Raw genomic sequence first — 22,715 nt, forward strand, 5'->3', positions numbered from 1 at the left:
AGCGGATATAACGTCGGCGTCGTCTACGGCAGCGACGTGTCCATGGTGCGCAGCATCGCACTGGAGGCGGTGAAAGGCGTCGACGGCGTGCTGGCCGATCCCGCGCCCGAGGTGCTGTTGTGGGACCTGGCCGGCTCGTTCAGGCTCCTGCGCGTGCGCTGGTGGATGAGGCCCAAGCGCTCCGGCGTCGTTGAGGTTCGCGACCGCGTGCTCCAGGCGGTTGCCGAGGCTTCGGCGCGTGCGGCCATTGACCTGCCGTTCCCGACGACGCAGGTGCTGTTGCACGATCAGACCGAGGCGAGCGACGGAAAGCGCCGTCGCCAGCACGAGGGCTGGCCGGCGGGCAACGGCGTGCCGGCGCCGCGACCGCTGAACACCGTCACGATCACGCGCCGAAAGGACCAACACGTTGCTGACCCCGTTCGACGCCGCGGCCGTGCTGATCGTGCTTGCCGCGGTGCTCGGCTATTTCAATCACCGCGTGCTGAAGCTGCCGTCCTCGATCGGCCTGACGATCATGGGCGCGGTCGCGTCGCTGCTCGTCGTCGGGCTCGATCAGCTCGTTCCCGGCAGCCAGGTCGGCGAACAGGTCGTCGGCTTCATCGCCGGGATCGATTTCCACACCACGCTGATGGACGGCATGCTGTCGTTCCTGCTGTTCGCGGGCGCGCTGCACGTCAAATGGGACCATATGCGCGAGGGGCGCTGGCCGATCATGCTGCTCAGCACCGGCGGCGTGCTGCTCTCCACGGCGATCATCGGCGTGAGCTTTCACCTGATCGCGGGATGGCTCGGGCTTGTTGTACCCGTCATCTGGTGCCTCGTCTTCGGCGCGCTCATCAGCCCGACCGATCCCGTCGCTGTCATGGGCGTGCTCGGCCGCGCAGAGGTGTCGCCCACGCTGAAGGCGACGGTGGCGGGCGAGAGCCTGTTCAACGACGGCGTCGGCGTGGTCGTGTTCGCGATCCTGCTCGAAGCCGCGCTCGGCACCGTGCCGCTGTCGTTCGGTCACGCCGGCTTGCTGTTCGCGCAGGAAGCCGGCGGCGGCGTGCTGCTGGGACTCGCGATCGGCTGGCTCGGCTACCGCGCGATGCGCTCGATCGACGAATATAACGTCGAGGTGATGATCAGCCTGGCCGTGGTGATGGGCGGCTACGCGCTCGCCAGCCAGATGCACGTCAGCGGACCCGTCGCGATGGCGGTCGCGGGGCTCCTGATCGGCAACAAGGGCGTGGCCGACGCGATGAGCGACGTGACGCGCGACTATCTGCTGAAATTCTGGGCGCTGATCGACGACATCCTGAACGCGGTGCTGTTCCTGCTCATCGGGCTGGAGGTGGTGACGATCTCGTGGGACCCGCGCCTGATCGCGCTGGGCGTGGCGGCGATACCGCTGGTGCTGCTGGCGCGCGGCATCTCGGTCGTCGCGCCCTTGGCCTTGCTCCGTCCCGTCCTGTCGCTCGGCCGCCTTGCGCCGGTGACGCTGATCTGGGGCGGTCTGCGCGGCGGCATCTCGATTGCGCTGGCGCTCGGGCTGCCGGACGGACCGGCACGCTCGATCGCGCTGGCAGCGACCTACATCGTCGTGCTGTTCTCGGTCATCGTGCAGGGCGGCACCATTGAACGCGTTCTCGCGAGCGCGCGGCGCGACACGGACTTGGAGGCTGGTCGGGCTTCCAACCCCTGAACGATCGCGAGATGAACGTGCGGGTATGCGCCTACGCCCGAGGTGGTTCAGCCTCCTGCCGGTGGCTGAACCTGGCTACAATGTCGTATCCGCATGTTTGCCCGTGCTGGTTCAGCCTGCGCCCGGTGCCTCGGGATCGTTCGCGCGCTGGCCGTCGCGACCTACGTTGCCGGCCTCTTCGGCGATCGCGGTTCCCGAGGTTTCGACCACGTCAAACGTCCGGCCCGCGGCACTGATCGTGCGTGTTTCCTCGGCGTGCGGCGCTTGTTCGGGACCGCTCGGCCCGGGCTTGGCGCCGGCGTCGCCTTGTTCGCTGTAATCGTCGCTGCCCCGCGTGGTGGCATTGGGGCTCGACGGACCGTCCTCCCCCGCCTGACCGCCGCCGTGATAGCCTTTCTCCGACTGACCGCCGTCGAAATGGGCGCTGTCGCCCCGCTCGTGCCCGGCATCCGAGCCGGTCGGGTAGCTGCCGCCGCCGCTCTCCCCCGGCATCCCACGGCCGCTCGGGTGAGTGACGTTCACGCCATCGGCTTCGCCCTTGCTTTCGGGGTCGCCCTTCGCCGGCATCGGAGTCTTGTCTGCCATGTTGCTCTCCATCGTTCGCGACAACAACGCCGGTACGACCGAAAGGAAACGCACCCGCGGGAGACATTGGCCGTCGCGGGTCGTTGTTCGCGGCAGAGGAGATGGTGATGACGCGTGATCCGACCGAACCCGCCGAGGCCGAGCAAGCCGACGAGATGGAAAAGGTACAGGAAGACGCCGCCGAGGAGCGCGAGAACGAGGGCGGGTACCAGTGACCTTCTTCTAGCGGCGACCTGCAGGCACAGATGGTTATAAGGGTGGAGTAGTGAGCGCTGCCCCTACCGACAGTGATCGCCGGTAGATTGTTGAACCGATGTGGTAACTGCCGCTCCACATGTGCGACCGCGCACGCGGCAGATGACAAGGCCGCCATGCCGAGGTCGAGCGCGTGCAGCACTGGATCGCCGAGGAACAAGGCGGGGCCGATCGCTCCACGGAGGTCGCCGCGCGGATCATGGACCCGTATCGCGAACGAATCGACGCCGACGCGCCGAGCGCGAGCCAGTGTTCGCGCTAGCGCGGCAGCGCGCGGTCAGCATCACGCTGGGCGAGTAGCTCGGGCGCGAGCTCGACTTGACCGACACGATCGGGCACCTGACGTGAGGAGCAAGGGCGGGCAAACGGCGACGTCGCCTGCCGATCGTTGTCGCGATCGAAAAGGAAGCGTGAGCGCGGCCACGCTTCCCGACCCTTCGCTCAGCCGCGCGGCGCACCTCCGGTGCCGGCACGCGGCACCTGAGCGTTCGGCAATGGCTGCCGATCGCCGGCGGGTGGCAGCTGCGCCGCGCCGTTGTCGACGGCCGAGCCGTCCCGCGGCGGCGGCGGTGGCGGCACGGCCCCTTGCGCGACGCGCGCGTCCGGCCCTGCCGCGCAGCCGGGCGGCGGTGGCGGACCGTCACGTCCCGGTCCGTCACGCTCTGGCCCGCCCTGCCCCGGTCCGTGCGGACGCGGTGCTCCGCCGCCATCGGGACCGCCCGGCCGCGGTCCGCGCGGACCGACCGCCGCGACCGTGCCGTCTCGGTCCACCAGGTAGCTCGCGCGCAACTGTCCGTCGTCGAAGCGGCCCTGCACGGTCACCGGCTGACCGACGCCCGCCATCCCGCGTCCTTCCTGCCCGACCGCGATCATCGCCCGTCCGCTCGCGTCCTGCACCACCAAGCGGTCGCCGTAGACCTCCGCCACACGACCCGTTACCGTTACGACGCCACTGCTCGTCGCGAGCTTGGCGATCGGGATGCGAGTAGTGGGCGCCATCGTGATCGTGGGGCGGCTCGCCTGCGCCGCGCCGACGCCGCCCGCCGCACCCAGCACCAGCAGCGTCGCCGCCGCGGCAGCCATCGCGCCGCGGCTCTTCTTCAGCCTGTCGAAATCAACCATCGATCTGCTCCTTGCCTGTCGATGTCGTCCTGTTACGCCACGTTGCGCCCCGCTCCGCTGAACCTCCCGGTTCAGCTTCGGTTTAGCGCGTCGGAACGGTCGCCCATGCTGCTGGCGGGTTGCTCACCGAGGAACATGAGGCCTGGCCGAAAGGAAGCGTCACCCGGCACGCGCTCGGCACCGCGACCCGCATCAGCAATTCGATGAAGCGGACGATCTGGTGAACAGCGCGATCCCGTCGCATGCGAAGGTCACGCCGTCCTGCACCGAGGCATCCTTGCTGCCGTGGATGAACACCGGCATCGACGTGGTGTCACCAGCGAGCTTCTACTCGTTGAGCAACAGGTACTCGTCGCCCTCCACTCAGCCTAACCCGATCAGCGAGACCAAATCGCGACCGGGCACGATTTACGTGCGGCGGGGCGCGTCAGGAGTAGGCACCAACTCGACGTGTGTGCCCACCGGGAGTGCAACAACGGTCGGCGAGGCCATCCCACGCGAGCTCGTCCGCGCCGCCCTGTACGCGATGTTGAAAAAAACGGTCAGGTGGGCATAAACAAGCCGACCTTCGGATCGCTCATCGAAAGGTGCTGGCTGGGGCGGCAGGATTCGAACCTACGAATGCCGGTACCAAAAACCGGTGCCTTACCGCTTGGCGACGCCCCAGCAGAACGGGCGCTTATAGCGGCTCGTGCGTTCGGCTCAACCGTTGAAGTGCGCCACCTCATGCCGCTTGCGAAAGTCATGGTGCGGGCGCAACCGATGCATACGCCAACCAACACATCTGTTCTGCAAAGCGGCAACTTCGATCTCTTCTCGGGCTTAGCCCACCCCCCGTGATCTCCGGCTTTCTGCTCCTTCGCGCGCCGGTGGACAGCGTGTCCGAGTGACAGACGTGCGCCGGACGGGTAGTTGAGTGTCGTGGCACCGATCCGCACCCTTTTGGCGCAGCGCCGATTTGCCGTGCTGATCTGCGCGGCGGCGTTGCTGCTGAAGCTGTTGGTGCCGACCGGTTACATGATCCAGAGCAGCCACGGCCATCTCACCATCACCGTCTGCTCGGGCAGTGTCCCGGCGACCGCGGCGACGGAGATGCCGGGCATGGATCGGTCCATGCTCGATCACGGCAAGGACCATGGTAAGAACGACCACGGCAAGCAGGACCACGGCAAGGCGGAGATGCCTTGCGCCTTCTCCGGCTTGTCGGCGGCCGCGCTCGGCGCGGTTGATCCCATTCAGCTTGCCATTCTGATCGCCTTTGTCACGGCAGGCGGGCTGTTCGTTGTCGCCTCGCCGGTGCAGTCGAACGCTACCTGGCTACGACCGCCGCTCAGAGGCCCACCCATCCACTTCTGACCGAACGTGTCTTCGCGCCGCAGCCTGGCGCGGTCGTTTCATGGCCCGCGCACGTCGTGCCCGGGCCGGTCAGAGGTATCTCATGCTCCGATCCCGCTTGCTGGCGGGCGCCGTCGCGCCCTGCTTGTTGCTCTGTGTTCCCGTTGCCGCGCAGACCCGTGATCCATCGGCCGCCCCGCCGGGGCAAGCCGATACCGGGGTGACGATCGGTGACAGGGACATCGTCGTCACCGCCACGTCGATGGCCCGATCGACCGCCAATGTCCTGACGTCGGTCGATGTGCTCGGCGGCGACGTGGCGCAGCGGCAGAACGTCGACAACGCGTGGGAATTGTTCGCCCGCCTGCCCGGTGTCGTCCTGACCGACTTCAACCAGGGCACCACGTCCGGCCGCTTCTCGATTCGTGGCTTCAACGGCGAGGGAGAGATCAACGCGGTCAAGCTGCTGATCGATGGGGTGCCGTCCAACGACAATGCCGGGCGGATGGACTTCATCGACCTGGTATCGCCGCTCGACATCGCCTCGGTCGAGCTGGTGCGCGGCACGTCCGACCCTCGCTGGGGCCTCCACGCCATCGCCGGCAGCGCCAACATCAAGACGCGCACCGGCGGCACCTATCTCGACGCGCGCGGGATCGCGGGCGCGTTCGGCACCTATGACACGCAACTGTCGGCGGGCATCGAAACCGGCAAGCTGAGCCAGAACTACCTGCTCGCCTATCGTCGGAGCGACGGCTACCGCGACCATGCGGACCTCGATCGGCTGAACTTTGCCGGCAAATGGTTCTACGATGTCGGTTCAGCCAAGCTCGGCGTGATCATCCGCCACAGCCGCGCCGAGGCGGAAGAACCCGGCTATCTGACCGATGCCGACGCCTATACCGATCGGCGACGCTCCTATGCGGTGTCGGAGACGGACGGCGGCACGCGCGAACTGTCGCAATACAGCCTGCATCTCGATGCCGATCTCGCCGGACGCCTGTCGCTGACCGCCCTGGGCTATGCCAACCACATCGACGACAATCGCTACGTCCGATTCGCCGCGAACGTTCCGCAGCAGCAGCGGCTGACCGACGAGCAGCAATATGGGTTCGTCACCGGCCTGCACTGGCACGCGGCCGATTGGCTGATGGCGGAGGCCGGCGGCGACGTACAATGGCAGCAGAACCGGAGCCTGCGATGGACCACCGACCGTCGCCAGATCGTCGCGGCGACGCGCGATCAGGATTTCGACCTGACGGTGGGCGGCGGCTACGTGCAGGCGATCGTCGCCCCGACACGCTGGCTGACAGTGACGCCGGCGTGGCGGATCGACCGGGTGGGTGGCCGTTACACCAACCGGCTGAGCGGCATCGCCTACCCGCTCAACGACTATCGCACGATAAATCAGCCCAAGCTGTCGGTCGCGCTGACCCCGGTTGCGGGCATCACCGCTTACGGCAATGTCGGGCGCACCTTTCAGATCGGCGCGGGGTCGGGCACCTTCCTCGTGCCGCCGCGGGTGCGCGACGTCGCACCGTCGATCAACGAGGGTTACGAGGCGGGGATCAAGCTGTCGCAGGGCCGCTGGCTGACCGCGCGTGCGGCGGTGTGGCAGCAGACCGCCAGCGGCGAGCTGCGTCGCCGGCTGAACGATCCGTCGGGCGAGTTCGACAATCTCGGCGAGACCAGGCGTCGCGGCTTCGACGTGGAAGCGAGCGTGCAGCCGCTGCCCGGCCTGTCCGCCTGGGCGAGCTGGTCGCACCAGAAAGCGGTAATCCGCGTCGCCGATCCGGCCGCGCCGCTAACCGCGGGAAACGAGATCGATCACGTTCCGCGCAACGTCTATACCGCGGGCGTCGAATGGGCGCCGGCCGCGCTGCCATGGCGCGCCTCTTTGTGGGGCAACGGCCAGTCCGCCTATGAACTGAGCACCGCCAACAATCAGGGCCGCTACGGCGATTATTTCCAGGTCACGGCCGAGCTCGCCTATCGCCTGACGCAGGCGATCGAGCTGTCGGCGCAGGTGCGAAACCTGTTCAACGACCGCTACGAATACGTCTGGTTCGACGGCACGCAGCGACTGCACGCGCCGGCCGATCCTCGCAACGTGTCCGCAGCGGTCCGGGCGCGGTTCTGATGGCGACGGAAGGCCGATCATGGCGCATCGCCGTCCGCCGCGTCCACTTGTGGCTAGGTCTGTCGCTGGGGCTGTTGTTCGTGCTGCTGGGGCTGACGGGATCGGCGCTGGTCTTCTACGTCGGGATCGACGAGGCGCTGCACCCGGCGGCGCGCAGCGCGGTGCAGACGCCTGGTCCCGGCTGGACCTCGCCCGTGTGGGATCGCGCGCTGGCGACGGCCCGATTGCGCGGGTTCGATCCCGCGGGCAAATGGTCGTTCGAGGTGACCGGCGAAGGCGGCGCGGTGCCGGCGCGCTATTACCCGCCGTCGCCCAACGGCGGCCACCCTGCGCCCCGCCAGATGGTGTGGTTCTCGGTCGATGGCGGCACGATCCTGCGGGTCGCACCCTGGGGCGGATATCTGATGAGCTGGGTCTATGAATTGCACATGGAGCTGCTGGCCGGCGACACGGGGCTGCAGATCGTCGGCTGGTCGGGAGTGGCGCTGCTGGTACTGCTCGTCACCGGCGTGATCGCATGGTGGCCGCGCGGTAGCTGGGCCAAGGCATTGGCGTTCAAGCGCGACGCCGCACCGATCCGCCGGCTGCGCGACTGGCACAAGCTGGTGGGCGTGTGGAGCGCGGGTTTGCTGATCGTGCTGGTCGCGACCGGCGTGATCCTGGCGCTGCCGGTGGTGAAGGCGGCGCTGCTGGCGCCCGACGCAGTGCCTGATGCGCGTTCACGCAGCGCCATGGGCGCGCGCATCTCCGTTACCCGCGCGCTGGGTGCCGCCCGAGATGCGCTGCCGGACGCGACGCTCGCGTTCGTCGACGTGCCCGGCACCATCGACGCGCCATATCGGGTGAGGGTGCAGGTGCCGGGCGACCCGCATCGGCGTTTTCCCGGCAGTTACGTCTTCGTCGATCAGCATGATGCGCGCGTGCTGGCGATCCATGACATCCGTCGCGGCAACATGGGCACCACGATCAACGCCTGGGTACGCCCGCTGCACGATGGGTCGGTGGGCGGGTGGCCGGTACGGATTCTCGCAGTCCTGATCGGCTTCACGCCCGCCATCTTGTTCGTTACCGGATTGTTCCACTGGCAGCGCCGTCGCGCGGTGCGCGTGTCGCCCGTCCGCCGCCGATAGCGGATAGCCGTGATCGATCGGTTACGCCGCCGTGCGCCCTTTTCCCTGCTAGCGGCCAGTTCGTCGTGCCCGTAACTGCAGCGACGAGCATGTCTCGTCATCGACGCATTCGGTAGGTCGACCTGTCGGTCGATGGCTCTACAAGGATGTATCGACGTTCAGAGGTGCCGATGTCCGATCGCCTGCCGGTCCTGCTCCAATATATCTTGCCCAAACAGGGGCTGACCACGTTCGCGGGGCGGATCGCGCGCGCTCATGGGGGTGCGTTCACGACGCGGCTGATCCGCTGGTTCGTTGGCAGATATGCCGTCGACATGAGCGAAGCCGCGGATGCGGAGGTCGAAAGCTACAGGAGCTTCAACGACTTCTTCACACGCCCGCTCAAAGCGGGTGCACGCCCGATCGCGGACGCAGACTTCGTTTGTCCGGTCGATGGCGCGATCAGCCAATTCGGCGCGGTCGACGACCATTACATGCTGCAAGCAAAAGGGCATCGGTTCACCACAACACAGCTCGTTGGCGGCGACGCCGCACTCGCCGGCCAGTTCCGGCACGGCAGTTTCGCGAACCTGTACCTGTCCCCTAGGGATTACCACCGCCTGCACATGCCGTGCGACGGCACGCTCGAGCGGATGATCTACGTTCCGGGCAAGCTCTTCTCGGTGAACCCGGTCACGGCCCGCGGCGTGCCCGACCTGTTCTCACGCAACGAGCGCGTGGTGTGCGTCTTCGACTCGGTGGAGCATGGCCGCTTCGTCATGGTGCTGGTCGGCGCAACGATCGTGGGAAGCATGGCAACCGTGTGGCACGGCGTGGTCAATCCGAAACGCACCAACAGGACGTCGGAGTGGACCTATGCCGACCAGCATATCGTGTTGAGGAAGGGCGAGGAGATGGGCCGCTTTCTGCTCGGCTCGACGATCATCATGCTGTTCGAGCGAGGGGCGGTTGTGTTCAACCAGGATTGGGCACCAGAACGCCCGGTGCGCTTGGGCGAGTTCATGGGGCAGCGCGGCGCCCAGGCGGTCGACGCCGGTTAGACCCGCGTGGCGGGACCTGCGCGAGCGATGATCGGCCTTCCGATCCTCAGCCGTTGGATCGCCACCGCACATTCTCACCATCCCGCCCGCACCTGCTCTGCCGAATGGCATGTGCATGACCGGGGTCGAGGACCGCACAAGCGATCATGCCGTCACACAAGCGCCCGCGCACGCCATCACCGACGACGGTTCGGCATGGTGCACGGCGGTCAGCTCAAGCGTCATCAGCCGATCGGCGTCGTAGAACGGCTCCTGCCCGGAGCATCCCGGAAGCCGCGACGCAAAGCCGCACGGTTATTTCTCCAGTGCGGCGGATTCTTCATGCACACCGCCGATCGCGCATGCATCCTGTCCGCGAACCTTTGGCCTACAGCCGCAGGTCATCCTGCTGGTACCAATCAAGCGCCAGAATCGTGCTGCGCGACGCTGGCCTGCAACGCGTCGATGAAGACACGGACCTTGGCCGACAAGCTGCGATAGCTCGGATAAACGGCGTGGATCGCAACAAGCTCACCCGGGACGCCGGGCCATAAGCGAACAAGGCGGCCATCGGCGACGAGCGGACGGGCGAGGAAATCAGGCAGGTGCGCAATGCCGCCACCCGCCAGCACTACGGGAAGCAGCGCTGCGGAGGCGGAAATGGCGATCGAGGGCGGCAGTTCGATCGTGCCAGCATCACCGGACACGTCGTCGCGGTAGGCGGTCAGGCGATCACCGTAACCCACGAGGCTATGACCCGGTAGGTCGGCGGCCTGAACAGGCGTGCCGTGCCGTGCTAGGTAATCGGGGCTGGCGCATAGCCATGTTTCAGACACCAGCAGCCGTCGTGCGATCAGGTCGCTGTCCGCCAGCGGTCCGACTCGGATCACGAGGTCGGCCGGCTCGACCGGCATGTTGATGAAGCGGTTCTCCACTGCCAGCACGACGCGGACTTGGCGGTATGTCGCCATGAACGCCGGCAGCATCGGCGCCACCAGCGCGGTCGCGATCGTGAACGGCAGGCTGATCTTGAGCGTGCCGGCCGGCACGCTGCCCAATCCGTCGAGCGCGGCGCCCGCCTCGTCGACATCGGCCAGGATCCGCAGCGCGTGCGGGCGGAAATGCGTGCCCGCGTCGGTCAGCCGCAGATGCCGCGTCGAGCGATCGACCAGGGTCACGCCGACATCGCGCTCCAGGCGGGCGAGTGCGCGGCTGACGCTCGATTTCGGCAGGCCGAGCGCGCGCGCCGCGGCCGACACGCTCATCAGATCGGTAATACGCGCAAAGGCACGCAGGTCGGACAGCTCCACAATCGTTCCACTTTCCGCAACACCCCGTCGCCGATCGGTGGTCTAATCGTGGCCGGACGCAACGACTATCTCCTTCAGCAAGCAACAGGAGCAATGCATGAACAGCGAGCCAAACCGACCCGTGGTGGTCGTCGCGGGCGCCGCGGGCGATTTGGGCGGACGGCTCGTTCGGGCGCTGGCGGCGAAGGGTGCCGCGGTGCGTGCGCTGGTGCGTCGTCCCGTTGATCGCCTCGCCATCGCCCGGGTCGACCAAGTGTTGGCCGATTTCGACGACGGCGGCGCGCTTACCCGTGCCGTCAGCGGCGCCACGGCGATCGTCTCGGCGCTGAACGGCACCGCGCCGGTCATCCTCGACGTGCAGGGTCGCCTGCTCGACGCGGCGGTCGCGGCGCGCGTGCCGCATTTCATCCCGTCCGACTTCTGCCTCGACTATCGCGCGACCCGGCCGGGCGACAACCGCAACATGGACCTGCGTCGCGCCTTTGCCCGGCGGCTCGACGCCGCTCCGATCCGCGCGACCTCGATCCTCAACGGGCCGTTCGCCGAGCTGCTCGAGGGCGAGGCACCGATCGTGTTGCACAAGCTGCAGCGCGTGCTCTACTGGGGTGATGCCGACCAATGTTTCGACTTCACGACCAAGAACGACGTGGCGGCGTTCACCGCGGACGCGGCGATGGACGCGGAGGCGCCGCGCTACCTGAGCATCGCCGGCGACCAGATCAGCCCGCGTGGCCTGGCCGAACTGCTGAGCGACATGGATAGTCGTCGGTGGAAGCTGCTGCGCGCCGGCGGGATCGGCCGCCTGAGCACGATCATCGCCATCGCGCGTACGCTAACGCCCAGCACGCAGGCGCCATTCCCGGTGTGGCAGGGCATGCAATATATGCGCGACATGTCGACCGGGCGCGGCAAGCTCCACGCGCTCGACAATGATCGCTACGGCAAGACCGACTGGACACGCGCCGCCGCCGTGCTCGCCCCTACCCTGTGATTTGGAGCGGCGGGAGGAACAGCGTGCGGTGAGTGGTGCCGTCACCGTGTTTCCGATCCGGTCGCGGATGGCGGAGATCAGCGGCAGGCAATCAATCTGTAGTTCTCTTCTCGCCCGCGAGATGCTGCTGATACTATTGCAACCGCAATCAGCGAAATGTCGCTTCACCGACGCGACTTCAGGTAAGCCTGCCATCATGATCTGCCGCCCGACCAAACGGATCAAGTAAGCTGCTGGCCAGAAGCAAACTCAACCAACCCGACCGAAACTCACGATTGTTGGCGCTACTCGACTAGCCAGTCCATCTGCTGCATGTCCGTGTAACTGGTAGCTGAAGCGGGGGCGGGCGGCCGATGGTGTTGTGGGCAGCGATCGTGGGCGCTTTCGTGGGATGGCTGCTCGGCGCGTTCGAGGAACTCGGCTTCGTGCTCGGCGGCTGCATCGGTGCCGTGTTCGGCTGGGGCATGCGCCGGAGCATGCGTGCAGAGGTCGAGGACGCCACCGCGACGCTGCGTGCGCAGGTCGAGGCGCTGAGTTCGCTGCTCGCCGACCGTTCCTCGCACGACCACTTCGTACCAGAGCAGTCTATCACGGCACCTGCTGAAACGCAGGTCGCAACGCCGATCAGGCCGCCGATCACCTCCCATCCAGCCGCCTCCTACGAGGTCGCGCCACCGACCGACGACTACGCACGGAGTCCCGACGCCCCGCATGAACCCGGCTGGATCGAGGGCCTAACAGCCAGCGCCTTCGCCGCCGCCCGCAACTGGCTGTTCGGCGGCAACACCATCGTGCGGCTCGGGTTGGTGGTCTTGTTCGTTGGACTGTCATTCCTCGCGAGCTACGCCGCGTCGGCAGGGCTGTTTCCGATCGAGTGGCGCTTGGCAGTCGTTGCCCTCGTTGGAATGGCGCTGCTGCTCGTTGGCTGTCGCGCGCGTGTTGAGCGACCCGGCTTCGGACTCGCGCTGCAAGGCGGCGGGGTGGCAATCATCTACCTGACGCTGTTCGCCGCGGCGAAGCTCTATGACACGGTGCCAATCAGCTTCGCCTTCGCGCTGATGATCGTCGTTTGCACGCTGAGTTGCGCACTTGCGCTGCTGCAACGTTCGCAGGCGCTCGCGGTAACCGCCTTCGCGGGCGGCTTCGCGGTTCCGTTGCTGCTGTCGAGTGGAAGCGGCAACGTGGCTATACTGTTTGGCTATTACACGATCCTCAATCTCGCCGTCCTATTCATCGCCACGCGGCAATCGTGGCGATTGCTCAACCTCGTCGGCTTCGTCGCGACGTTCGGCGTCATGGCGCTGTGGGAAACGTCGGGCGTACCGACAGCGGACTTCGCCGCAGCGCAGATATTCTTGATCGCCCCGGTGCTCATCTATCTGACATGCGCGCTGCTCTACACGCACCAAACACCGGGGCGCCTGGGCGGGATCGTCGACACCAGCCTGGTGTTCGGGCCGGCGGTGGCCGGCTTCGGGCTGCAAGTCGGGCTGGTCCACGAACAACCGTTCGGCAGCGCCTTTGCCGCGCTCGGTTTCGCCGCGCTTTACCTTGGGGTGGCAACGTTTATCGCGCGGCGGCGACGCGACGACCTGCGCGTGATGAACGAGGCGATGCTCGCGATCGGCGTCGGCTTCGTCACGCTGGCGGTGCCGCTGGCGCTCGGCGCTCGCTGAACCTCTGCGGCCTGGGCGCTGGAGGGGGCTGGCGCGCTCTGGGTCGGCTTGCGGCAAGCCCGTTGGATGCCGCGACTGTTCGGGTTGCTGCTGCAAGGCGTGGCGGCGCTGGCCTGCCTGTCGGCGATCGACGCCAACGTGGCCGCCTTGCCGCTCGCCAACCCCGCCTTCTCCGGCACAATGCTGATCGCGCTCGCAGGTTTTGCCAGCGCTTGGTGGTTGCGTGCTCCGCTGTCGCACAGCGGTTCCCGCGCGGCGGTCGGCTACGGCCGGATCGAGACCTGGCTGGCGGTGCCTGTCTTCCTGATGGCGTTCGGCTTCTTGTGGCTGGCCTGGGCGGGCGAGGCAACGCGGCTGCTGCCGCCGGTCGAGCGCGACCTGCCGCCCGTACCTGTGTTCGCGCAGGGAACGACCGCGCTGCTCGCCGCGCTCGGCTACGTGGCGAGTGCCTGGGGCGCACAGATGGTCGGGCATCGGCTCAACTGGCGTGTCGCGGGCTGGCCGGCGCGCGTCACGATCGTCGCCCTCATACTAGGGTTCATCGGCGAAGTGGTGGCATCGTCGCGCGTCCTGAACACGCCGGACTGGATCATCTGGGGTTTTCTGATCGGGCTGCACCTACGGGTGCTCTACTTGCTCGACACGGAAGGCGTGGATGCCGCGCTAACGCCGCTCGTCCGAGTGGCGCATGTGGGCAGCGTGTGGCTGGGGTGTGCGCTGCTGGTAGACTGCCTGTTGTTGGCACGTGACCGCGGCGTCATTCCGTCGCGCGGATCGTGGAGCGAGGCAGTGTTGCTGATCGCCGGGGCTGCCGTCCTCGCGGCGCTGGCGCTGAGTGCGCAACGCGGGTGGCAGGGGCGGACCAGCCGCTGGCCACTCGCGACCTACGCGACTGATTACGGCTGGTACGCCGCCGTGCCCATCGCCGCGCTGCTGATGCTGGGGACGGTCGCGGTCGCGCTATTCTCCTCCGGCGCAGCGGACCCGCTGCTATACGTGCCACTACTCAACCCTGCCGACCTGTCGATCGGCCTCGCGCTGGTCGCGTTGGAGCAATGGCGCACAGCCGTGGCGGGTGCCGGACTTGATGGCGCAGTAGCCAACAATATCGGTGGTCGGGGCGGACGCGCGATAGTGGCCGCGCTAGCGTTCATCGCGGTCAACACCTTGTGGCTGCGGGTCGCGCGCCATCTGCTCGGCGTCGCCTGGTCGCCGGACGCGCTGCTCGCCAGCTTCACCGTGCAGACTGGCATCGCGATCCTGTGGACCCTGTTGGCGCTCGCGCTGATGGTGACGGCGCATCGGCGTGGACAGCGAACCCTGTGGCTAGTGGGGGCCGGACTGCTGGGCATCACCGTCGCTAAGCTGCTGCTGGTCGACATGAACAACGCCGGCGGCGGCGAGCGCATCATCGCCTTCATCGTCGACGGGCTGCTGATGCTCGTAGTCGGCTATCTTGCACCGCTGCCGCCGCGGAACTCCAACAATGCTCCGCTTGAAGGCGCTACGACATGATCGCCAAGCGCCGACTGATGTTGCTTGCCATGCTGCTGACCGCAGCCGCCCCCGCCGAAACACCCGACGACGCACGCGCCTATCACGTGCGGATCGCAGTCGTGCCGGGTGCCGGATCGCGGTTACAGCGCGTCACGCTACCACCCGCCGCCCTCGCGGCCGTACGAACCAGCGAATACGCTGACATGCGTGTGTTCGATGCGCGAGGCCGTGCGATGCCGATGGCGCGCGTTGCGTCGGCGCGGGCAACCCGGCGCGACCTGCTGCGTGCACTGCCGATCCTCGGCGGTGCGGACGCATTGAAGGTGAGCGGCGTGTCGCTTCAACTCGACGGGGACGTGGCCAGGGTGGCGCGCGTCGACGGCAAAATCGTCGACGACGTGCAGCCAGCCGTCCTCGGCGTGCTGCTCGACGCGCGCGGTGTCACCGGCGCTGCCCGCACCCTGACGCTCGACGCCGACGTGCCACAAAGCCAACCGGTCACCTTCGTGGTGGAGGCAAGCCGCGACCTGTCCACGTGGCGAAAGCTCGGCGAGCAAACAGTGTTCCGCGCGGTGACGGACACTCAGCCCGTGACGATCGCGCTCGACGCAGCGCCGCTCCGCGGTGACTATATCCGCGTCACGTGGCGGCTGGCGTCGCGCGCGCTGTCGCCTGTGACGATACGCTCGGGCCAGCTGGCCAGCGACACCGGCAGCATCGCGCCAACGTGGATCGCGGCGACGCTGCCCGCAGGCGCGCGCGGCCGGACGATCGACCTCACGCTTCCTTTCGCCGCACCGCTTGCGACACTGGCGATCACGCCCGCAGTGGCCGATTCGCTCGTACCCGTCCGCATTCTAGGCCGCGACGACGCCGAACAGCCGTGGACGCCGCTCGGCCAAGGCATCGCCGCACACACGACGCGCGCCATCCCCCTCAATGGCAATACGTTCCGCCTGCTGCGGATCGAGGCGGACAGTCGCTCATCTGGCTTCACCGCCACACCCAGCCTGCGCCTCGGCTTCGCACCTGCCGACATCGTGTTCCTCACCGCCGGCACCCCGCCCTACACGCTTGCCGCCGGGCGCGCGGAGGACACCAACCGTTACCTTCCGCTCGACAGCTTAGCCGCCGACGCAGGCAACCGCCCACCCGCGCTAGCACAAGTCGCCGCTGCCCCCGCCCGCGTGGCGCTCGCCGCCGCCGCCGACCCGCAGCGTGGATCACGACAGCTGCTGTTATGGGCAGTCCTGCTCGCCGCAACCGCGTTACTCGCCGCGTTAGCGTGGCGGCTGTCACGAAATCCTTCGCCGACGCCGCAGGATTAAACATCTGGGGGCCTGCTGCCTCGCTCCGCCTCACCCAGTTTCAACACGGCACAGACGCTACACCTTGTCACGGAAAATACGGCCACACGTAGCGCTCCTCCAGCATCGTGCGTGCTGTGTCTGAGCTGCTGGAAGACCACCTCCCCGTCTCTCCTGCCCGAACGAGCCGGCAGCAATGGCAGCCATCGTGTGAGCCTTGTCGTTAAGCGCTCGCCATGCTCGCCCTACCGCTGCGTTCCAGTTTGCCCCAGCCGACCGTCCAGCCACCGATCGCCGCCGCGATGGCGCGCAGGACGACGCCGTACATGATCTGGCGGTAGACCAACCGCTGCGCGACGAGCAGCAACGCCGGAAAACGCGTTCCTCGCCAATCGAGCCGGTAGCCGATCCAGCCGCAGACGATGTCGACCGTGGTGAAGGCGAGCCAGTAAAGCGCCATGCTGCCGACATCGCCGCTGGTCTGCGCCCAGCCATGCTGACTGACCCGCAGAACCGTCGCCACCATCGATATGATCAAGGCAAGGTCGATCAACGGAGAGATGGCGGCGAAGACGATCTGGAACAGCCATGCCTGCGGCATCCCGATCAGCGCCAGACCAGACGGCTTGCGCGTGCGCAGAATGGCACGATGCTTCCACAAGCATTGCAGCGTTCCGAACGCCCAGCGGAAGCGCTGCTTGGCAAGCGCGCGGAAGCTCTCCGGCGCCTCGGTCCAGGCGACCGCCTGCGGATCGTAGGTGACGCGCCAACCCGCACGCTGGATCGCGATGGTCAGGTCCTGATCCTCGGCAAGCGTGTCCTCCGGATAACCGCCGACCGCGTCGAGCGCGGCACGACGCCACGCCCCCACCGCGCCCGGCACGACCGTCATCGCGTCGAACCCGGCCAGTGCACGCCGCTCCAGGTTCTGGGCAGTGATATACTCAATCGCCTGCCACCGCGTGACCAGGTTCACCCGGTTGCCGACCCGCGCGTCGCCCGCCACCGCTCCGATCCGCGGATCGGCAAACCAGCAGGCCAGCCGCGCGATCGTTCCCGGTTCGAACTGCGTGTCGGCATCCAGCGCGATTACGATCTCGCCCGATGCGGCCAGCAGCGCGCGATTGAGCGCCGCGGCCTTGCCGCCGTTGACGAGCGTCAACAGCCGTACGCGTGAATCGCTCGCGAACGCCTCCGTCACCAGTGCGCTGGTACGGTCCTTCGATCCGTCATCGGCGACGATCACTTCCAACCCGGGATAGTCGCTCGCGAGCACGCGGTGCACCGACGCGACGATCACGCGCTCCTCGTTGAAGGCGGGGATGACGACCGACACGCCCGGGGTGAACGCGGGCGGCAGTTCCCGGTGGCGGCTCGCCTGAAGTCGGGCCAACCCCGCCATCATCACCGCACGCGCCATGCCCAGCGTGATCGCGACGTAGAACAGCCAGGTCAGCAGCGCGGACAAGGCCGCGAGCACGACGAAGATCGCGACGTCGGCACGTACCGCCCACAGGTCCCTCCCGGTGACCTGCGGCATTGCCTTGTCAGGGGACACACCGACGAGCTGCGATGCAGTCACGAAATGGTAGCCGGCGCCCTTCAACGCCGTGATGATCCGCGGCAGGGCCGTCACCGTCTGCGACCGATCGCCGCCGCCGTCATGGAGCAGGATGACATTGCCGCTATTCTGCGCGGTGGCCCCACGTACCTGTGCCAGCACCTGGGCGACGATCGCATCGGCACCCGGCCGCTGCCAGTCGTTGGGATCGACGTGAAGCCCAACCACGGTGTAGCCCGCACGCTGCGCCTCGAGCGCGGGGCCGAGCTCGTCGGTCGTCGTCGGCTCCGCATCGCCGAAATACGGCGCGCGGAACAGCGTCATAGATCGCCCGGTATAGGCCTGAACCAGCCGCTGCGTCGCGTTCAGCTCCAGCGCCGTGGCGCGCGGCCCGAGCCGGGCCATGTTGGGATGGGTGTAGCTGTGGTTGCCGATCTCGTCACCGTCGGCGACGATGCGGTTCAACAGGCCCGGATGCGCCAACGCGCCCTCGCCCACGACGAAAAAGGTGGCAGGAACGTGCGCGGCCTCCAGCTCGTCCAGGATTTTCGGCGTCCAACTGCCGTCCGGCCCGTCGTCGAACGTCAGCGCCAGCGCCTTGCGATCGGCGGCACCTGCGCGCTGGACGACATAGGGGGTCGGCAACGCGTTGTAGTGCTCGTCGCGGATGATCCCCTGCGCGTCGGTACGCACGCGACGTGCACCGTCGCGCGGCGTGGCGGTAATGCGCAGGATCTCGCCGGACCCCTCTACATCGGTATTGAGGACAGGCGCGAGGTGCGACAGGTCGGGCTGTGTGCCGGTACGCATCGCGGCGAGATCGGCAAAGAAGCCGGGATCCTCGCTGCCGAGCCGCCACAAGGCGACATCGCCGATCCCGAGCCGCTTCAGCGCCTGCATCTCGTTCCAGCTCGTCGCGGCATCGAGCATCCAGATGTCGTGGTGCTGCCCGTCCTCATCATAGCCGAAGGCAGCGTTGCCGCTGGTCGGATCGAAGCGCGGCGTGGTGCCGCTGTCATGCGCGGCGAGCCATGCCTCCTCGATCGACAGCGCGTCGGTGTCGTCGCCGTGCCAGTCGTAGGCGTAACTGCCGAGCGCCACCGCCAGCTTGTTGCTGGGGATCGCTCGGCGCGCCGCTTCGATCTGTTGCACGAACCAGTCCTGTGCCGCGATTGGTCCGGGCGTGCCGCCTTCCCAATGCTGGTCGTACGCCATGACGATGACCTTGTCGGTCACCGCGGCGATCGCGCCGAGCGGCCAGTCCGCGTCCCCGGCCGGCGCGGTTACCGCGACGATGCTGCTGGAGGGAAGCGCTGCATGAAGCTGGCGCAGGAAGGCCAGATACGGGCGCATCGCGCTCGCGGGTAGCGCCTCCAGGTCCATCACCAAGCCGGCAGCGCGGCGCTGCGCCACAATGGCCGCCAATCGCGTCGCCAATGCAGTGCGTGCTGCAGGGTCGATCAGCAGCCGCGCCGCACCGGTGCCATCCCAACCGGCATCGCCATAGTTCTGGACCATGGGCAGGACCTTGGGTGCCTGATGCAGGGCAACGAGAGTACGGGTAAAACCGGGATCGGACGCCACGACCACGTGGTGGTCGGATCCAGCGACCGTCACCAGCGCGGGTACCACCCAGTCCAGCGCACCGGCGTTGCGGCGCAGCGATGCCAGGCTGGCGTCGTCGCCGGGCACGTAGAAGCCGATACTGAGGGCTGTACGATCCGCCGCACGACCATGACGCGGCAGCCATGCGGCAAGGCCGTGACGGTGTGGCTCGCCCCGCGCAGCGGCGGCATGGGGCTGGGGCAGCGGCAAGGCCACGTCGTGCCGCGCCGGCATCATCACCAGCGTCGTCGCGAACCCCACTGCCGCCAGCACGACCACCAGCAGCAATCCCGCCAATGTACGGCGTGAAATGCGGCTGCGACGGCCGCTGGGATCGAAGAAGATGGGAGAGGACATGGCGCACGGACCCCGGACCGGATGCAGTTCAGGCGGCGGCTCTAGCTTTCGGGGCGTGGGTGGATGCTGAGCCCGGGATTACAACTTGGTCATGCGCCACCGGCACGCTGCCGACCAGCAGCGACAGGTCGCGCAGCGCCTGCACCAGCGCCAGGCCGCGTGGTCCGGCGATGTAGCGCGGCTCCCATCGCGGCGCGAACTTCTCCTTGTACGCACGCAGCCCGCGAAATCCGTAGAAGCGCTCGCCGTGACGGAAGATCAGCGCTGCTGCCCGCGCCCAGGCCGGCGCAAGCCGGCGTCCGGCGATACCCGACAGCGGCGCGATCCCCAGCGAGAAGCGGGCATAGCCTCGCGCCTGCGCCCAATTGATGATGTGGTAGAACAGGAAATCCATCGCCCCGTGTGGCGCATCGGCGCGGTGGCGCATCAGGTCGACCGACGCCTCACGCCGGTTCGCCGTCAGCCACAGATTGGCGAACGCGACGATGCGTGTCCCCTCCATCGCCAATGCGACGTCGAACCGGCTGATATAGTCGCGGTCGAAGTGGCCCAGACTGAAGCCCTTCTCGCCATGCCCCTTGGCCTGCATCCATTCGCCCGACACCGCCTCCAGTTCGTCCAGCACGACCGGCACTGCGCCCGCCGGTACGATCCGGAAGGTGAGGCCACGGCGCGCAGCGGCACGCTCGGCCTTGCGCAGCGAGCGTAGCCGCGGCGTGTCGAAGGTCAGCTCGGCAAGATCGACAATCGCCTCCTCGCCGTATTTGACGATGTTCAGCCCCATGCCGATCGCCAGTTCCAGCACCGGCGCGGTGACCTGGTATAGCAACAACCGCCCCTGCGCGCGGTCGGCCATGTCGCGGATGCGCCACAACAGCGCCGGCCACGCCGCAACCTCGCCGATCGGATCGCCCATCACGACCCAGGTGGCACCGCGGAGCTGGTACATCAGCATCGCTTGCGCGTCCTCCGCCAGCAGGAAGCGCTTGTCGCCGGTGAGCGCCAGCATCGCATCGGTGCGGTCCGCCCGCATCAGCACCGCGGCGATCGCGCCCGGATCGGCCGGGGTCGTGACGATCGCGGGGGTCGGCCCCAGCCAGCGCCATAGCGCCGCCGCGGTCAGCAGCACCGCCGCCGCCAGCGTCGCACGCAGAAAGCGCGGCGCGTCACCCGTCCAGGCGAAACGCCACCATAGGGCGTCGTCGTACGGCACATGGCGGTAAGCGAAGAACCCTATCCAGGTGACACCAGCCATCAGCGCCGCCAGCATCGCCAGCCATGCGCCCGACAGCGGCGTATGCGTCAGCGCGGTGTGGCGGTAGAAGGCCGCCCGCGTCCATTGCAGCAGTCCGACCAGCGCCAGGCAGACCGCCGCTTCCTCGTAATCGATCCCCTTGGCCAGTGAGAACAGTGCCCCCGCAATCAGCAGCGCACGCACTGCCACAAATGCGCCGTCCAGCCGACGGTAGAGGCCGGGTGCAAGCAGAAGCAGCCCGGTGCCGACCAGGCTGGCGGCGATATGGCTCGCCTCGATGAAGGGCAGCGGTACGATTGCGGCGAGCACCCCCATGCGCGCGGTCAATGCCGGCAACGATCCCGATAGGAGCAGCATGGCGCCGCCCAGCACGCTCGCCACTGCCATCAACGGTGGCGCGATGCCGCCCGCTGCCTCGCGTCCTTCGTTCAGCCGGCGTGCCGCCCAGCCACGGTAGCGTGCACCCTCGCACAGCACCAACAGCAGGATCGCGATGCCGAGCGGCAGCAAGTAATAGATCACCCGGTACGCGACCAGCGCGGCAAGGATGATGGTCCGGTCGCCAGGCAACAGCGCCAGCACCACCGCCTCGAACACGCCGATCCCACCCGGCACGTGCGTCACCGCCGCCGCCACGACGCCCAGCGCATAGGCGAGGACGAACGCGGGCAGCAGCGACGGCATGGCATCAGGCACCAGCACGAACAGCGCCGCTGCGGCAGCGCCGGTGTCGAGCAGCGCGATCCCGATCTGCGCGGTCGCCTGCGCCGCGGACGGCAGCGGCAGCGACAGACGCCACACGCGCAGCGGACCGCGCACCCGCGCGCAGAGCCCGACCAGCGCGACCGTCAGCGCCAGTACCAGCGCGCCCAAGCCGTGAAGCACCACCGGTGCCAGCACCAGGCCGCCCAGTGCCAGTGCGCCGGGCCGCACCATCAGCGCGGCACCGGCAATGGTGACGATGCCGGTCCAGAAAGTCGCGCTCGCCACCGCGATCACCCGCGCGATGTCAGCCGCGTCCAGGCCGGCGCGGGTATAGATGCGGTAGCGCGCCGACCCGCCGGTCAGCAGCGACAAACCCAGATTGTGGCTGAGCGTGTAGCTGGTGAACGACGCCAGTGCCGCAGTCCGCCACGGCAGCGGCCGCCCGACGATGCGCAGCGCCAGCACGTCATAGAAGGTGAGCGCCAGGTAGCTGCCGGCGGTCAGCGCGATCGCGATCGCGATCCTGCTCGGCTGCAGCGCGTGCAACGCACCGTGCACCGCGCCGAACGTCATCTCGCGGGTCAGCGCCTCCATTGCATCGATCCCCAGCACGACCAGCGCCACCGTCACCGCGACCATCAGCGCGACGCGGTGCCGCCGGATCAGCGCCACGGAATCAGCCACGCGGCGTCTCAGGGATACGACGCCAGACCTGCGAGCGGCAGATCAACCCGTGCAGGATGCAGCCCTTCAGCTTCATGGCATTGGCGTCGACCGGCTCGATCTCCGAATAGAAGCGCTGACCGCGATCGGGCACGAACACCGTGCCGGACCAGCCGCCCGCCCCGTCCGGCTTGTAGTTTTCCAGCAGCGCGGTGCCGACCAGCCGCGCGGTGCCGCCATCGCGCGCATCCGACTGCGCCTCCGCGCTGGCCCACACGACCCAGCCGCACAACTTCTCGCCACATGCGCCGGTGTGCACCGCGACGGTGTTGTGCGGGTTCATCCAGGTTCCGGCGATAGAGTTGGACGACGGGCCGGCATGCGCCTGTGCAGTGCCGCACAAGATGAGTGCGGTGGTGATGGCGGTGGCAAGACGCCGGATGGCGGTCATGTGCTCCATTTCCTCAAGCCGTTGATCGCGAGGCGGCGAGGAATAGGGTTCGGCGAATTGCGGC

The 22,715-nt window shown here is 67.7% G+C and carries 15 protein-coding genes, 1 tRNA gene and 1 pseudogene; 10 read left to right on the forward strand and 7 right to left on the reverse strand.

Annotation, left to right across the window (positions count from 1 at the left end):
- Positions 1-409 precede the first annotated feature (409 nt).
- Positions 410-1,687, forward strand: a complete 1,278-nt coding sequence (locus tag HRV97_RS14280; RefSeq protein ID WP_174194946.1) for a cation:proton antiporter — start codon at positions 410-412, stop codon at positions 1,685-1,687.
- Between the two features lie 111 nt (positions 1,688-1,798).
- On the opposite strand, the gene HRV97_RS14285 is transcribed toward HRV97_RS14280, so the two are convergent.
- Positions 1,799-2,272 carry a hypothetical protein gene (locus HRV97_RS14285; RefSeq protein ID WP_174194947.1) on the reverse strand — a complete coding sequence of 158 codons (474 nt, stop codon included), beginning with the start codon at positions 2,270-2,272 and terminating at the stop codon, positions 1,799-1,801.
- 388 nt (positions 2,273-2,660) lie between these two features.
- On the opposite strand from HRV97_RS14285, the gene HRV97_RS17695 reads away from it, so the two are divergent.
- Positions 2,661-2,789 carry a hypothetical protein gene (locus HRV97_RS17695; protein WP_281356823.1) on the forward strand — a complete coding sequence of 43 codons (129 nt, stop codon included), beginning with the start codon at positions 2,661-2,663 and terminating at the stop codon, positions 2,787-2,789.
- A 179-nt stretch (positions 2,790-2,968) separates the two neighbouring features.
- Here the strand turns inward: HRV97_RS17695 and HRV97_RS14290 are convergent, their stop codons facing one another.
- Positions 2,969-3,649, reverse strand: coding sequence for a hypothetical protein (locus HRV97_RS14290; protein WP_174194948.1), 681 nt, complete (start codon positions 3,647-3,649; stop codon positions 2,969-2,971).
- A 220-nt stretch (positions 3,650-3,869) separates the two neighbouring features.
- On the opposite strand from HRV97_RS14290, the gene HRV97_RS14295 reads away from it, so the two are divergent.
- A complete protein-coding gene (locus HRV97_RS14295; RefSeq protein ID WP_174194949.1) occupies positions 3,870-4,205 on the forward strand; it encodes a hypothetical protein in 336 nt (111 codons plus the stop codon).
- A gap of 35 nt (positions 4,206-4,240) precedes the next feature.
- On the opposite strand, the gene HRV97_RS14300 is transcribed toward HRV97_RS14295, so the two are convergent.
- Positions 4,241-4,315, reverse strand: a tRNA-Gln gene (locus tag HRV97_RS14300).
- Positions 4,316-4,570: 255 nt separating this feature from the next.
- Between HRV97_RS14300 and HRV97_RS14305 the strand changes: the two genes are divergently transcribed.
- From HRV97_RS14305 to asd, 4 genes are all read left to right on the forward strand, one after another.
- Positions 4,571-5,005, forward strand: coding sequence for a hypothetical protein (locus HRV97_RS14305; RefSeq protein ID WP_174194950.1), 435 nt, complete (start codon positions 4,571-4,573; stop codon positions 5,003-5,005).
- A 199-nt stretch (positions 5,006-5,204) separates the two neighbouring features.
- Positions 5,205-7,124, forward strand: a complete 1,920-nt coding sequence (locus tag HRV97_RS14310) for a TonB-dependent receptor (protein ID WP_343044520.1) — start codon at positions 5,205-5,207, stop codon at positions 7,122-7,124.
- Complete coding sequence (locus HRV97_RS14315; protein ID WP_174194952.1) at positions 7,124-8,254, forward strand: PepSY-associated TM helix domain-containing protein; 1,131 nt, start codon at positions 7,124-7,126, stop codon at positions 8,252-8,254. Before HRV97_RS14310 ends, HRV97_RS14315 begins: the two co-directional genes overlap by 1 nt.
- A gap of 170 nt (positions 8,255-8,424) precedes the next feature.
- On the forward strand, positions 8,425-9,294 hold the full coding sequence (asd, locus tag HRV97_RS14320) for an archaetidylserine decarboxylase (RefSeq protein ID WP_174194953.1): 870 nt from the start codon (positions 8,425-8,427) through the stop codon (positions 9,292-9,294).
- A 398-nt stretch (positions 9,295-9,692) separates the two neighbouring features.
- Here asd and HRV97_RS14325 read toward each other — a convergent pair whose 3' ends face one another.
- Positions 9,693-10,583, reverse strand: a complete 891-nt coding sequence (locus tag HRV97_RS14325; RefSeq protein WP_223176865.1) for a LysR family transcriptional regulator — start codon at positions 10,581-10,583, stop codon at positions 9,693-9,695.
- Between the two features lie 97 nt (positions 10,584-10,680).
- Between HRV97_RS14325 and HRV97_RS14330 the strand changes: the two genes are divergently transcribed.
- The 3 genes and pseudogenes from HRV97_RS14330 (at position 10,681) to HRV97_RS14340 (ending at position 16,075) form a co-directional block, all read left to right on the forward strand.
- Positions 10,681-11,574 (forward strand): NmrA family NAD(P)-binding protein, encoded by an 894-nt coding sequence (locus tag HRV97_RS14330; protein ID WP_174194954.1) that lies wholly within the window; start codon positions 10,681-10,683, stop codon positions 11,572-11,574.
- 476 nt (positions 11,575-12,050) lie between these two features.
- A pseudogene (locus HRV97_RS17905) lies at positions 12,051-14,765 on the forward strand (DUF2339 domain-containing protein).
- Positions 14,762-16,075 (forward strand): DUF3999 family protein, encoded by a 1,314-nt coding sequence (locus tag HRV97_RS14340; RefSeq protein WP_174194955.1) that lies wholly within the window; start codon positions 14,762-14,764, stop codon positions 16,073-16,075. The pseudogene HRV97_RS17905 and the gene HRV97_RS14340 overlap by 4 nt, the downstream one beginning before the upstream one ends.
- 202 nt (positions 16,076-16,277) lie before the next feature.
- Here the strand turns inward: HRV97_RS14340 and HRV97_RS14345 are convergent, their stop codons facing one another.
- From HRV97_RS14345 to HRV97_RS14355, 3 genes are read right to left on the reverse strand one after another with little or no spacing between them, the layout of a single operon-like run.
- A complete protein-coding gene (locus HRV97_RS14345; RefSeq protein WP_174194956.1) occupies positions 16,278-19,577 on the reverse strand; it encodes a trifunctional glycoside hydrolase family 18/polysaccharide deacetylase/glycosyltransferase family 2 protein in 3,300 nt (1,099 codons plus the stop codon).
- A 28-nt stretch (positions 19,578-19,605) separates the two neighbouring features.
- Positions 19,606-22,221: a bifunctional lysylphosphatidylglycerol flippase/synthetase MprF gene (mprF, locus tag HRV97_RS14350; protein ID WP_343044521.1), complete on the reverse strand. Its 2,616-nt coding sequence runs from the start codon at positions 22,219-22,221 to the stop codon at positions 19,606-19,608.
- Positions 22,214-22,651, reverse strand: coding sequence for a DUF2147 domain-containing protein (locus HRV97_RS14355; RefSeq protein WP_174194957.1), 438 nt, complete (start codon positions 22,649-22,651; stop codon positions 22,214-22,216). The genes mprF and HRV97_RS14355 overlap by 8 nt, the downstream gene beginning before the upstream one ends.
- Between the last annotated feature and the right edge of the window lie 64 nt (positions 22,652-22,715).

Source organism: Sphingomonas hominis, from assembly GCF_013328205.1.
GTDB lineage: Bacteria > Pseudomonadota > Alphaproteobacteria > Sphingomonadales > Sphingomonadaceae > Sphingomonas > Sphingomonas hominis.

Excerpts from the sequence above, each read along its gene's own strand:
- HRV97_RS14315 (WP_174194952.1), top strand. The coding sequence starts at position 7,124 with ATGGCGACGGAAGGCCGATCATGGCGCATCGCCGTCCGCCGCGTCCAC.
- HRV97_RS14330 (WP_174194954.1), top strand. The coding sequence starts at position 10,681 with ATGAACAGCGAGCCAAACCGACCCGTGGTGGTCGTCGCGGGCGCCGCG.
- HRV97_RS14355 (WP_174194957.1), bottom strand. The coding sequence starts at position 22,651 with ATGACCGCCATCCGGCGTCTTGCCACCGCCATCACCACCGCACTCATC.
- asd (WP_174194953.1), top strand. The coding sequence starts at position 8,425 with ATGTCCGATCGCCTGCCGGTCCTGCTCCAATATATCTTGCCCAAACAG.
- HRV97_RS14340 (WP_174194955.1), top strand. The coding sequence starts at position 14,762 with ATGATCGCCAAGCGCCGACTGATGTTGCTTGCCATGCTGCTGACCGCA.
- HRV97_RS14285 (WP_174194947.1), bottom strand. The coding sequence starts at position 2,272 with ATGGCAGACAAGACTCCGATGCCGGCGAAGGGCGACCCCGAAAGCAAG.
- HRV97_RS14345 (WP_174194956.1), bottom strand. The coding sequence starts at position 19,577 with ATGTCCTCTCCCATCTTCTTCGATCCCAGCGGCCGTCGCAGCCGCATT.
- HRV97_RS14290 (WP_174194948.1), bottom strand. The coding sequence starts at position 3,649 with ATGGTTGATTTCGACAGGCTGAAGAAGAGCCGCGGCGCGATGGCTGCC.